The sequence below is a fragment of the Vibrio sp. 10N.222.52.C12 genome (genome assembly GCF_041474215.1).
Classification (GTDB): Bacteria; Pseudomonadota; Gammaproteobacteria; order Enterobacterales; family Vibrionaceae; genus Vibrio; species Vibrio crassostreae_C.
Map to the genome: position 1 here is coordinate 40086 of NZ_JBFRTR010000019.1, position 13517 is coordinate 53602.

The 13517-nt window shown below is 44.4% G+C and carries 11 protein-coding genes; 8 read left to right on the forward strand and 3 right to left on the reverse strand.

Going from position 1 to position 13517, the window contains the following annotated elements:
- Window positions 1-237 precede the first annotated feature (237 nt).
- The 4 genes from phnW (at window position 238) to AB4623_RS04250 (ending at window position 5064) form a co-directional block, all read left to right on the forward strand.
- Entirely contained in the window at window positions 238-1341 is a 1104-nt protein-coding gene (gene phnW / locus AB4623_RS04235) for a 2-aminoethylphosphonate--pyruvate transaminase (RefSeq protein ID WP_102332028.1), read from the forward strand.
- Window positions 1341-2762: an aspartate aminotransferase family protein gene (locus AB4623_RS04240; protein ID WP_372145822.1), complete on the forward strand. Its 1422-nt coding sequence runs from the start codon at window positions 1341-1343 to the stop codon at window positions 2760-2762. Before phnW ends, AB4623_RS04240 begins: the two co-directional genes overlap by 1 nt.
- Window positions 2763-2854: 92 nt before the next feature.
- Window positions 2855-3673 carry a phosphonoacetaldehyde hydrolase gene (phnX, locus tag AB4623_RS04245; protein ID WP_050649212.1) on the forward strand — a complete coding sequence of 273 codons (819 nt, stop codon included), beginning with the start codon at window positions 2855-2857 and terminating at the stop codon, window positions 3671-3673.
- A gap of 332 nt (window positions 3674-4005) precedes the next feature.
- On the forward strand, window positions 4006-5064 hold the full coding sequence (locus tag AB4623_RS04250; protein WP_372145824.1) for an OmpA family protein: 1059 nt from the start codon (window positions 4006-4008) through the stop codon (window positions 5062-5064).
- Window positions 5065-5197: 133 nt separating this feature from the next.
- Here the strand turns inward: AB4623_RS04250 and AB4623_RS04255 are convergent, their stop codons facing one another.
- Window positions 5198-5596, reverse strand: coding sequence for an OsmC family protein (locus AB4623_RS04255; protein WP_371720962.1), 399 nt, complete (start codon window positions 5594-5596; stop codon window positions 5198-5200).
- Window positions 5597-5796: 200 nt separating this feature from the next.
- On the opposite strand from AB4623_RS04255, the gene msrB reads away from it, so the two are divergent.
- Window positions 5797-6939 carry a peptide-methionine (R)-S-oxide reductase MsrB gene (gene msrB, locus AB4623_RS04260; protein ID WP_017061740.1) on the forward strand — a complete coding sequence of 381 codons (1143 nt, stop codon included), beginning with the start codon at window positions 5797-5799 and terminating at the stop codon, window positions 6937-6939.
- A 98-nt stretch (window positions 6940-7037) separates the two neighbouring features.
- On the opposite strand, the gene AB4623_RS04265 is transcribed toward msrB, so the two are convergent.
- Window positions 7038-8405 (reverse strand): TrkH family potassium uptake protein, encoded by a 1368-nt coding sequence (locus AB4623_RS04265; protein WP_017065604.1) that lies wholly within the window; start codon window positions 8403-8405, stop codon window positions 7038-7040.
- A 19-nt stretch (window positions 8406-8424) separates the two neighbouring features.
- Window positions 8425-9081, reverse strand: a complete 657-nt coding sequence (locus tag AB4623_RS04270; RefSeq protein WP_019820412.1) for a TrkA family potassium uptake protein — start codon at window positions 9079-9081, stop codon at window positions 8425-8427.
- 186 nt (window positions 9082-9267) lie between these two features.
- Here AB4623_RS04270 and AB4623_RS04275 point away from each other — a divergent pair, with 186 nt between their 5' ends.
- The 3 genes from AB4623_RS04275 (at window position 9268) to AB4623_RS04285 (ending at window position 13499) form a co-directional block, all read left to right on the forward strand.
- A complete protein-coding gene (locus AB4623_RS04275; RefSeq protein WP_017064827.1) occupies window positions 9268-10437 on the forward strand; it encodes a mechanosensitive ion channel family protein in 1170 nt (389 codons plus the stop codon).
- An 86-nt stretch (window positions 10438-10523) separates the two neighbouring features.
- Window positions 10524-12059, forward strand: a complete 1536-nt coding sequence (locus AB4623_RS04280; protein ID WP_372145834.1) for a mannose-1-phosphate guanylyltransferase/mannose-6-phosphate isomerase — start codon at window positions 10524-10526, stop codon at window positions 12057-12059.
- Between the two features lie 15 nt (window positions 12060-12074).
- Window positions 12075-13499 (forward strand): phosphomannomutase CpsG, encoded by a 1425-nt coding sequence (locus AB4623_RS04285; RefSeq protein ID WP_372145826.1) that lies wholly within the window; start codon window positions 12075-12077, stop codon window positions 13497-13499.
- The last annotated feature ends 18 nt before the right edge of the window (window positions 13500-13517 follow it).

A 13517-nucleotide genomic window follows, 5' to 3' on the forward strand; every position in this document is an offset into this window, starting at 1 on the left:
CACATATTCATATTGGTATGTACCAGATTTCGAGTATTAAGCTAACTTGCTTTTATGACGATTAAATGAACAAAAAATGGCAATTTCAAGATCGGAAAATTTCTCAACACAAGTGACAAATTTGAATATGAAGCTTTTGTGAAAATAACGTTTGGGCTATTTACGACCGTTTAAATTGGTTGTTAAAGTAATCGCAAATACTGGTATAGTCCAAAATACAAATCACGAGAATTGAACATGAGAAACGAATACTTACTGCTGACACCGGGCCCTTTATCTACTTCTGAAACCGTTCGCCAAGCGATGTTAAAAGATTGGTGTACTTGGGATGATGAATACAACAAAGACGTTGTTGAAGTGATTCGTAGCAAGCTAGTGACTTTAGCGACTAAGCAAGCGGGATATACAAGCGTATTAATGCAAGGTAGCGGCACCGCTTCGGTAGAAGCAACAATCGGTAGCGTTATCTCTAACAACGGTAAGCTTCTTGTTGTTGATAACGGTGCGTACGGCGCTCGTATTGCTCAAATCGCAGAATACTTAAACATTCCATGCCATGTCGTTTCCCCAGGTGAAACATCACAGCCTGACTTGAACGAAATGGAAACGGCATTGGCCATGGATTCAGACATTACTCACGTTGCGATTGTGCACTGTGAAACCACGACAGGCATGCTGAATCCAATTGAAGACATTGCCAAATTGGCAAAACAGCACAACAAAACCGTCATTCTCGATGCAATGTCGAGCTTTGGTGGCATCCCTATGGATATCGCTGACTTAGGTATCGATTACATGATCAGCTCTGCAAACAAGTGCGTCCAAGGTGTACCGGGCTTCGGCTTTGTTATTGCTAAGCAATCGGAACTGGCAAAGTGCAAAGGCCAAGCTCGTTCATTAAGCCTTGATCTGTTTGACCAATGGCACTGCATGGAAAGCAACCTCGGTAAATGGCGTTTTACCTCTCCGACGCATACAGTGCGTGCTTTCTATCAAGCTCTACTTGAATTGGAACAGGAAGGTGGTATCGAAGCTCGTCATAATCGCTACCAAACAAACCAAACCACACTGGTTGCAGGTATGCGCTCTCTTGGTTTTGAACCTCTGTTAAATGATGAACTTCATTCACCGATTATCACCTCTTTCTATTCTCCAACTCATAGCGATTACCAATTCAAGGAATTCTATGACCGTTTGAAAGAACAAGGTTTTGTGATTTACCCGGGCAAGGTTTCAAACGCCGACTGCTTCCGAATCGGTAACATCGGTGAAGTGTATCCGTCAGACATTGAAGCTCTAATTGACGCAATTAAGAATGCTATGTACTGGGACATCAAATAATGACGACGACCAATCCAGAGCCAGTTCTAAAGGCCACACACTTTCGAAGCGAAGGCGATGTGAACACCACGCCAGCGCGTGAGAAATGGAACGAGTCGCTAAACGATGATGCGACTCAAGCGATGTTAAAACGTGACTCTGACGTATTTCTTCATCAAGCGATGTCAACGCCTTGTCTAGACACACTTGAAGCAACTGAAGGCATCTACATTCAAGATGCGACGGGCAAGAAGTACATGGACTTTCACGGTAACAATGTTCATCAATTGGGTTATGGCCATCCACATATCATTAATAAAGTGACTCAACAAATGGCTTCATTGCCGTTTTCACCACGTCGCTTTACCAATGAAACAGCCGTTCAATGCGCTGAAAAGCTGACACAGATCTGCGGTGGTGAGTTGAACCGCGTGTTGTTTGCACCGGGTGGTACTTCGGTTATCGGCATGGCACTCAAACTGGCTCGACATGTCACCAACAACTTCAAGGTCGTTTCACTGTGGGACTCATTCCATGGCGCGTCACTGGACGCAATTTCAGTGGGTGGTGAAGCTTGTTTCCGCGAAGGCATGGGCCCGTTAATGGCTGGCGTAGAACGCATTCCACCAGCCGTCTCTTATCGTGGCGCTTTCCCGTTTAACGAGAATAGCGCAGTCAATGCAAACGAAACTGCATGCGACGTTCACTATGCCGACTATTTAGAGTATGTGATTGAAAAAGAAGGTGGCATTGGAGCCTTCATTGCCGAAGCAGTGCGTAACACAGACGTTCAGGTTCCAAGCAAAGCTTACTGGAAGCGCATCCGTGAGATCTGCGATAAGCATAACGTCATGTTGATCATCGACGACATTCCAAACGGTATGGGTCGTAGTGGCGAATGGTTCACTCACCAGGCCTTTGATATCGAACCTGACATTCTTTGTATCGGTAAAGGTTTTGGCGGGGGCTTGGTTCCAATTGCAGCCATGGTCACTAAAGACAAATACAACACGGCAGCGCAAGTATCACTTGGTCACTACACCCACGAGAAAAGTCCTATTGGCTGCGCAGCGGCACTGGCTACGATGGAAGTGATTGAGCAAGAAAATCTACTTGAAAAAGTACAAGCGGACAGCGCATTCGTGCGTGAACAACTGCTTCAAATGAAAGAGAAATACCCAGTCATTGGTGACGTTCGCGGCATCGGTCTGCTTTGGGGAGTGGAATTGGTCACTGACCATATCACCAAAAACCGAGCGTTCGATGAAGCAGAAGCAGTACTTTACCAATGTCTGAACGATGGCCTGAGCTTTAAGGTTTCACAAGGTAACGTGATTCAATTGAGCCCACCATTGATCATCAGCCGTAGCGAGCTAGAAGTCGCTCTGTCTGTATTCGAAAAAGCGATAGCCAAAGTCTGCAAAGATTTTGAATACCTTTAATTCTCGAAATCAACATTTAAACCAATAACCTTAAACAACCATTTGTTTCCCAGAACTTTGAACTGGGAGTGACACAAAAATAGGACACTATTATGAACACGACATCACCTATCCAAGCGGTTATCTTTGACTGGGCCGGCACTATCGTTGATTTTGGGTCGTTTGCTCCAACTAGCATCTTCGTTGAAGCATTCAAACAAGGTTTCGACTTTGACATCGACTTAGCTGAAGCGCGTGAACCTATGGGGATCGGCAAATGGGACCACATCCAAGCAGTGGGTCGAATTCCAGCTGTTGACGCTCGTTGGAAGGCTCAGTTCGGACGCTCCATGACAAGTGAAGACGTTGACGCGATCTACGCGGCATTCATGCCTCTTCAAAAAGCGAAAGTAGCCGATCACGCAGCACCTATTTTGAATGCGATAGAAGTGGTCAATAACCTAAAAGAGAAGAACGTGAAGATCGGGTCTTGTTCAGGTTACCCACGTGAAGTGATGGATGTTTTAATTCCTGCTGCTGCAGATTACGGTTACCGACCAGATAACGTGGTAGCGACCGATGACTTACCTCAAGGTGGTCGCCCTGCTCCATTTATGGCACTGAAAAACGTAATCGATCTAGGTGTAACTAGCGTTGCTGCGTGTGTAAAAGTAGACGACGCAGCACCGGGGATCGATGAGGGTCACAACGCAGGCATGTGGACAGTTGGACTTGTATTATCGGGGAACGAAGCAGGCTTAACGTATCAAGAATATTTAGATGCAGACGAGACAACACTTGCAGCTGCACGTGAAAAAGCAAGCGTTAAGCTAAACAAATCAAACCCACACTACCTAATCGATACCATTGCAGACCTACCAGGTGTCATTGCAGATATTGAAAAACGTTTGTTAGCTGGTGAGCGCCCATAACGGTAATCACCTAGATTACCCAACCAAACATTCCGTACACATGAAAATGAAACCTCGTATCGCCTAAAAATGATACGAGGTTTCTTCGTTTCCAACATTTGAGACAGCAATTAATTGACAAAAACCTCTGTAAATAGCACCTTAAATATATAATTTTTAACAATTTCATTGACCATAATAAGCAACTGTACTAACAATGTAATAACAGTTCCAAGATAGGTTCGACCTGAATCTACGCCTTGAACGATCTACTGTTGCAGTGTCCCAATCAGTAAGTCGTCGCTTTAAAGGCTCATTCAGATAACAATAAGAGTTAATCCAAGGATAAGATTATGAAAAAATTGTCAAAAATCATGTGTGCTGTGATAGCTGCTTCAGGTTTCGCTGCTGCTCCATCAATTGCCGCAACGACATACGTAGGCGCAAAAGTTGGCATGGGTTGGCTAGATAGCGCTTGTGTCGACAACATTGATTGTGAAGATGATTCAGTGGCGGGCGGTATTTACGGTGGTTACAACTTTACCGATAACATTGCTCTAGAATTGAATGCAGATTACTTAGGTGATTATGACACCAGCTTTAACAACAACGGAGCGACTCAAAGATACAGCGATTCTATCGTAGCCATTTCTTTAAGCCCAATGTATCGACTAGCGATTAAACAAGAGTTTGATATCTTCTTTAAAGCAGGTCCTGCTTACATCATGCACGATGACGAAGACGACGTTGTTTTAGCCTTAGGTATCGGTGCCGAGAAACAGCTTTCAGACGATTGGGCGCTGAGAGTGGAATACCAATACTTCGATGATTTTGACGATAAGATCATCCAAGACCTAAACTCCAACCTTGTCACAGTAGGTCTTAGCTACAATTTCGGCACGGGTAATACAACCGCATCAGCTTCTGCGGCGGCTGTAACTCAAGCACCTTCTGAACCAATCACAGAGCCAGAAGCTGTGGTCGTTGAAGAGGAAGCGGAGGTAGTGGTTACCAAAGCGCAAACTGAGAGTTTCTCTCAAGGTACATTTGCGACTAACAGCACAGAACTTTCAGACGAAGGTAAAGCCGCTATACAGCCAATTGTGGAAGTCTTACAAACATACCCTCAGTCTACCGTTAACATTGTTGGTCACACAGATTCAACAGGTGCAGCTGAGTACAACATGATGATATCTAAGAAACGTGCGGCAGCAGTAGCAGCATACATCGAAGAGCAAGGTATTGAAGCTGATCGCATTACCGCTTCTGGTGAAGGGGAAGAAAACCCAATCGCATCAAACGATACGGCTGAAGGTCGTGCTCAAAACCGTCGTGTGGAAGCAACAATCCCAAGCTTCGAGTACCAAGAAGATGTTCAAGTTGAAGAAGTTATCATTGAAACAGTGGAATAATCGTATTCTAACGTAATAACGACTTCCTTAATAACAAGGGAGGAGCACTGCTAAGTGCTCCTCCCTTTCTTTATCTATGTTTGCTCATAAGCCGAAAAGTAACGACTCAAAGCCAAGCTATACAGCCAGAAGACTAGACGATTTCCCAGCTGTGCGTCATTTCTACGCCTGCACCTAGCATTAGGCACACTGAACAGTACTTTTCCAATGAATCAGCGCATACTTTTGCAACCAACTTAGGATCAAGGTTGTCACCTGAAACTTCAAAGTGAATGTTAATCGCAGTAAAGATTTTTGGCGCGGTTTCACGACGTGTAGTTTCAAGTTTCGCGTTACAGCCTGTAATGCTTTGACCAGCAGATTTCAATCCATCTACCACATCAACAGAGCTACAACCACCAGCGGCCATAAGAACCATTTCCATCGGGCTTGGCGCCGTTGCACCACCGCTGCCATCCATGACAATAGAGTGGCCAGATTGAGATTGACCTAGGAATTTAAAGCCTTCGACCCATTTAACTTCTGCTTGCATGTTGTTCCTTAGATGTACGATAACCGCCATCGCTGTCTATTATTGGATATCAATACTGACACCCTACTACTGGCGGCATTTATGAGCAAGATTTTCTCGGCGACATATTTTTTTGTGAATGATGCAATTTTTTCCATCTAAAACCTGTCTCTATTCGTACATTCAAAATCGAATGAGAAGAACGTCAAGATGAGGTATCTATGAATAAATTATCTAAAATATTGGTATCACTCGTGGTTGCGCTACCACTGATTTCGCTGTTTGTAAGCCAGACTGGCACTGCCAATACAATGGATAAAACAGCTAATTCAGGTAATAGTGAAATCGCGACACTGGCTGGTGGTTGTTTTTGGTGTACAGAATCCGACCTAGAAAAGCTGACAGGCGTCACCGACGTTATCTCTGGGTATTCTGGCGGTGAACTAGAAAACCCAACCTACAAACAAGTATCCTCAGGCAAGTCGGGTCACATCGAAGTGATAAACGTGACTTACAACCCTGATGTTGTTAGCTATGAACAGGTTCTTGACCAATTCTTCAGACACATCGATCCAACCGATGACAAAGGCTCTTTTGTAGACCGAGGCCGTCATTATCGACCGGCTATTTTCTATCATAACCAAGCACAAAAAGATGTTGCTCAGAACTTCATGATGGAGATCGACAAAGCTAATATCTTTGGTGCACCACTAAAAACAGAACTGATAAAATTTGAGAAGTTCTGGCCAGCAGAAGATTACCACCAAGATTATTACAAGAAGAGTAAGGTTCGTTATAACTACTATCGTTACGCTTCAGGTCGTGATCAGTATTTAGATAAAATCTTCGGTGATGATAGAAAGGACAACCCTAAAACACTACGTCAGATCATCGACAGTAAGAATGCGACAGCGAATGCTAAAACATACGTAAAACCGTCTGATGCAGAGATCAAAGCGAAGCTTACAGCACTTCAATACGATGTAACGCAAGAAGACGCTACTGAGCGCCCATTTGACAACAAATACTGGGATAACAAGCAAGAAGGTATTTACGTTGATATCGTGACTGGGGAGCCATTGTTCTCTTCCAAAGACAAATACAAGTCAGGTACAGGTTGGCCGAGCTTTACACAGCCAATCAGCGAGGCTTATGTCGTCACAACTACTGACTACAAACTGCTTTACCCAAGAACAGAGGTTCGAAGTAAGTTTGGCGATTCCCACCTGGGGCATGTATTCAAAGATGGTCCAAAACCAACAGGGTTACGTTACTGCATGAACTCAGCCGCAATGCGCTTTATCCCTGCGGATAAATTAGCAGAAGAAGGCTATGAGGAATACGTTGAGATGTTTGAGGGATAGGCATTCAGCAATTAACGATCAGCCTATGACAACAAAGCCAGCATATCGCTAGCTTTGTTTTTATTTACAGAGCTTTATTTATCAGCCCGTGGACCTAATTAACCCGTTAACACCGTGTCTTCAGGGTATTTCAACAAGGAAGGTTCTGGGCGAGCTAGCATATAAGCCAAGGTCAGGGGGCCGATACGTCCAATCACCATAACCACAATCATGATGTATTTACCTGGCTCAGTCAGGTTTGCGGTTAAGCCAGCTGTTAAACCAACCGTTGCAAAGGCAGAAATCACCTCAAACATGACTCGATCAAACGCTGCCTTTTCAGTAAGCATTAACAAAAACATCGCGGTGGTTAATAACGCCCCACTTACCACAATAATGGCCAATGACTTTGTTACCGCTTGCCAAGTCACAGTGCGCTTAAACATCACCACGTGCTTTTTCTGACGGAGGAAGGTCCACGTTGCGACAAAGGCTACTGCAAAGGTCGAAACCTTAATACCACCACCTGTTGAGGTAGAACCTGCACCAATCAACATCAGTACAATCATTACCAGCAACGCAGGCTGTGTGTACTGAGACAAATCCACACTATTAAAGCCAGCAGTACGAGCACTTGCCGACTGAAAAAATGCGGCTAGCCACTGTCCTTGAGTCGATAACCCTTCCATGGTTGCTGAGTTATTTCTTTCTAGCAGCCAGAACAATACCGTACCTACCAACAATAGAGTCGGAGTGGCGGTTAGCATAATCTTGGTGTGTAAATGAAGATGTCGAAAACCTTTACGCCAGTTACTCGATAGGTCGCCGACGACTGTGAAGCCTAGCCCACCGAAAATAAACAAGCCAGCTAAGGTGAAGATCACCAGCGGATCATCAACAAAACTCATCATACTGTCTGAAAACAGTGCAAAACCTGCGTTATTGAATGCAGATATCGCATGAAATAGAGCATAAAAACTGCCCGTTGACCATCCCATCTCAGGTACCCAGCGGAAGCAGAGCAATACAAAACCGATAAATTCAGCCACTAATGCAAAGATGATAATCTTCTTAACCAATTTACGAAGGTTAATCTTACGATCTTGGCCAAGCGCTTCTTTCGCGAGTGCTTGTTGTTTAAGGCTTAACCTAACACCGAACATGTAAAGCAGTACCGCAGATAGAGTCATCTGCCCTAACCCGCCGACTTGCATCAAGAACATCAGTAAGATTTTACCCGCCAAGGTGAAATGCTCACCGGTATCGACAACACCTAATCCTGTCACACTGATCGCCGAGGTTGCTGTAAACAGTGCATCCGTAAAACTTAGGCCTGTCACAGAAAATACAGGCATCGTCAACAATATTGCAGAGGGGATAAGTACGCCTAAGAAGCTCGTAAGGATAATCTTAGGTTCAGAGCCTTTACGTGGCTTTTTATCACTCTTAAGCGTGTAGAAAGTACCTTTTCGTTTTAACGAATTCATACTGTTACCTTATTGCCAATTACCAATTGCGTAGCTTTCTAGATAAGGTCTCTTTCGGCCCAGCGATGATCACCACATCCCCAATTTCTAAACTCACATCCAATTCTGGTGCTTTAGTGAGGTTCGGCCCTCGCTTGAAGCCAAGTACCTCAACACCATTTTCTTTACACAGCTTAAGATCGCCAAGTTTCTTACCCAACAGTTTAGAACCAATAACAATCTCCGTCATCGCTAAGCCACTGCCAAGGTCGATAAATTCGAGAACGCGTCTGTCCAGCATCTTACGAGCAACACGAATACCCATATCGCGCTCGGGCATGATGATATGGTCAGCACCAATCTTAGAGAGGATCTTGCCGTGGAACTTATCATTCGCCTTAACCCAGACTGCTTTTGCTCCAGATTCTTTCACCACCAAAGTCGTTAGAATGCTTGAGTTAACGTCAGAGCCTATCGATACCATCACCATATCGTAATCATCGAGTCTTAACTCTTTCACCGTCTCTTCGCTCGTGCAGTTCGCAACAATCGCTTGTGAAACAAAAGCCGCTGCTTCTTTCACTCGCTCTTCATCAATATCGACGGCCAGTACCTGTGCCCCTGAACTTTGTAGCTCTTTGCAAACAGACAGACCAAATCGCCCTAAACCGATAACTGCATATTGTTTGTCGCTCATTTGAAATCCTGTTTAGAAATTTTAATTACACGGGATAGCCAAACCTACATTAGTTTCTATCTCAAAAAAAGTTAGTTCTGCAAGAATAAGGTTATACTATTGTCATAATCGCTTGATTTATAAAGGTAGAGAACAACTCGAGTTTCTGCTAATTTCCAATTCATAATTTCTGCGGCAGCACACACAATGAATGAATTCATAACCCAAGTACAAACCTACATCAACCAGAGCCATAGTGATTGGGCAAACAGCGTCCTATTCATCACTATGGCGAGTTTTCTCGCTTGGGTAGCTTGGCGAATTATCCATAATCGCTTAGAAATTCTGGTTCAGAAAACCCCATTCCACTGGGACGATCTACTGCTAGAAGCACTAAAAACCCCTGTCAGCACGTTACTTTGGTGTTGGCCTGCTACAGTATCTGTCGGGCTCATCCTTCAAGACCAGTTTGGCAATGAAATCAACTGGTTAAAAACACTTAAGCACATATTAATTATCTGTACCTTCGTTTGGTTTACCTTACGAATGATCACTAACACAGAAGCCTATGTCTTAGAGCAAAAAAACAGAGACGAAACCACAGTACAGGCAATTGCGAAAGTCGCTCGCCTGTTCTTTATGGTGATGGGCGGCCTAACCATTATGCAGGCATTTGGGCTCAGTCTTTCCGGCTTACTCACCTTTGGTGGTGTTGGTGGTTTAATTGTCGGTTTAGCTGCAAAAGATCTACTGTCGAATTTCTTCGGTGGCATGATGATTTACTTCGACCGCCCTTTTAAAGTCGGTGATTGGATACGTTCTCCCGATCGTCAAATCGAAGGCACTGTCGAACGCATTGGTTGGCGCATGACGATCATCCGCACTTTTGATAAGCGTCCTTTGTACGTGCCAAATTCGGTGTTCAGTAGTATTGTGGTAGAGAATCCATCGAGAATGTTGAATCGTAGAATCAATGAAACCTTTGGTCTTCGTTATCAAGATGCAGACAAATTGGCGCTCATTGTTGATGATGTAAGAACCATGCTCGAGACCCACCCTGATATTGATGCCAAACAGACGTTGATCGTTAACTTTGACAAATTTGGGCCATCAACGCTCAACTTCTTTATCTATACCTTCACAAAAACAGTCAACTGGATCAGGTACCACAAAGTGAAGCAAGACGTTCTGTTACAGGTTCTGGCGATTATTCATAAACACAATGCAGACATCGCGTTCCCAACACAGACACTCAAGATTGACCCTCAAGACTTTTCTAATGTTCAAGATCATAACAGCGTTCAAAGCCTAGGTGATAATCAGAATATTAGCGATCCCAAAGACATGTTGAACTCCCCTACGGAAGGTCATCGATAGTCATATCCTTCTTGGTTATCGATAAGTAATAAGCGTGAAGCGTGGTAATATGCTGGCAGTATTCTAATGCACCTAATTACCACGCTATGATTTTACCTGTCATTCTAGCCGGCGGCTCCGGAAGTCGTCTCTGGCCACTGTCTCGCGAGCTTTACCCTAAGCAATTTCTCAATATTGCCGGCGACCAGTCAATGCTTCAGCACACACTTCAACGCCTGCAAGGCCTTGAAGAGCACTTGATGGATAGTAAATGTGATGCCCCATTCATTATCTGTAATGAAGAGCATCGCTTTATTGCCGCTGAACAAGCTCGATCAGCTAACATTCAACATAGTGGTATTCTGCTAGAGCCAGTCGGTAGAAATACAGCCCCAGCCATTGCGCTTGCCGCCCTAAAGGCTTTAAGTAAACCACCGCTTAATGAACAAAGCGCATCCGACCCTATCTTGTTAGTGCTGGCTGCTGATCATCACATCGCGAAAACCTCTGAATTCCAACAAGCGATTAGTCGTGGTGTTGATTATGCAAAACAAGGCAAGCTGGTGACATTCGGTATAACACCTAGCTCCCCAGAGACTGGCTATGGCTATATCAAGCAGGGAGAGCCTCTTTCCTCCAGTGCTCAAACTGATACTAATGGAACAGAGCAGCCAATCAATCACGCCTTCGCCATAGAATGCTTTGTAGAAAAGCCAGACACAGCAACAGCAGAAGAGTACATCCGCTCAGAACAATACTTATGGAACAGTGGCATGTTCATGTTTAAGGCATCACGCTATGTTGAAGAACTCGCCGAACACCACCCTGAGATAGTAGCGGCTTGTAAACTCGCTCTTGCAACGCAAAATACCGACCTCGACTTTATCCGTATAGACGCTGAAGCATTCAAAAGCAGTCCAAGTGATTCAATCGATTACGCCGTGATGGAAAAGACCTCGCACGCCGCGGTGATCCCGATGGATGTCGGCTGGAACGATATTGGCTCATGGTCCGCGATCTGGGATGTAAGCGAAAAAGATCAGCACAATAACGTCATTGAAGGTGATGTGTTAACCGTCGACTCTCAACACAACTACATCCATGCTGAAAATAAGCTGGTTGCGACGGTAGGTGTCGACAACCTGATTATTGTCGAAACCAAAGACGCTATATTGGTTGCAAATAAAGACAAGGTTCAGGGTGTTAAATCGATTGTCAGTCAACTAAATCAAGCGGGTCGCACAGAACATGTGCATCATCGTGAGGTGTTTAGACCTTGGGGTAAATACGATGTTATCGACCTAGGCAAGCGCGACAAAGTTAAACGTATCACCGTTAAACCCGGTCACAAGTTGTCGTTACAAATGCACCACCATAGAGCGGAACATTGGGTAGTCGTGGCGGGTACTGCGAAAGTGACCAACAATGAGAAAACCTATCTGGTTGAAGAAGATCAATCCACTTACATCCCTTTAGGTCATATTCACAGCCTAGAGAACCCAGGGGATCTCCCACTCGAGATGATTGAAGTACAAACAGGCAGTCATTTAAGTGAAGGCGACATCATTCGATATCAAGACAGTTATGGGCGAGACGTGCGCAAGCGACAAGTCCACTCATCAAAGCACAACCAAACGAAATAAAGCAGCGACAAATCGATGAAACCAACATTAGACCTAAACTGCTTTAAGAACAACGATATCCGCGGCGTCATTGGTAAACAAATCAATGAGCCACTCGCCTACCTGCTCGGTAAGGCATTTGGCGAATACGTCCTATCCGCTAAGCCTGAAACCTCACTCGATGGTTTGGCGCAGGTAGTGATTGGTCGTGATAACCGCAAAACCTCCCAGTCATTACAAGAAGCCATGACCAAAGGCTTAATCGAGTCAGGGATTACCGTCATTGATCTAGGTATGACTGGCACTGAAGAGGTCTACTTTGCGACTCGTTACCTAAAAGCGATTGGCGGAATACAAATCACAGCCAGCCACAACCCAATCAATTACAACGGCATGAAAATGGTCGGTGTAGACGCTAGCCCTATCAGTAAAAACAGTGGTTTAGATGAAATCAAACGACGCATTGAAGAACTTCATCAAGAGCTGAACTGCAATTTACCGTTCGTTCATGCACAACCAAGTAACTCTAGTAGATCGAACAGTATTCTTGCTCCGTACGTTGAGCACCTACTCTCGTACATAACCCCATCAAAGCTGTCACCGATGAAGATTGTGGTTAATGCTGGGAACGGTGTTGCAGGACATATCATTGATGCTTTAGATAATAAATTTAACGAACTCGGTGTCCCTATCACCTTCATCAAAGTTCATCATAACCCTGATGGAAACTTCCCAAATGGTATTCCAAACCCTTTGATTAGAGAGAACCAAGCAGCCACTCGAGATGCCGTTTTAGAGCATTCTGCCAACCTTGGAATTGCTTGGGATGGAGACTTCGACCGATGCTTTTTCTTTGATGAGCAAGGCAATTACATCGAGGGTTATTACATTGTAGGGTTGCTTGCTGAAGCATTCTTGGTCAAACAGCCTAACACGACTGTATTGCACGATATGCGCATGACCTGGAACACAATTGAAATCGCAAAAACGCATGGTGGAAAAGCGATTGGAATTAAAGCAGGACACGCACTGATCAAAGAGAAGATGCGTGAAACGAATGCCGTCTATGGGGGCGAAATGAGCGCACACCATTATTTTCGTGATTTTGGATATTGCGATTCAGGCATGATTCCTTGGCTATTGGTTATCGAGCTGATGTCGAAAACTCAACAATCTCTTCACCAATTAACGAGTACTAGTATAGATAGATTCCCCTCTTCCGGGGAGATCAATCGAAGAGTCTCAGACCCAGAGCAGGTCATGGCTTGCGTGTTATCGCACTACCAAGATAATGCCGTTGAGATCGATCACACAGACGGAATCAGCATGAATATGGACTCATGGCGCTTCAACTTAAGAAAGTCCAATACCGAGCCATTAATACGCCTTAACGTTGAAACCAAACAAGATAAAGCTTTACTGTCACTTAAAGTCGACGAGTTACTGTCTTTTCTCATTTAAGAATACAGACACTTCCAG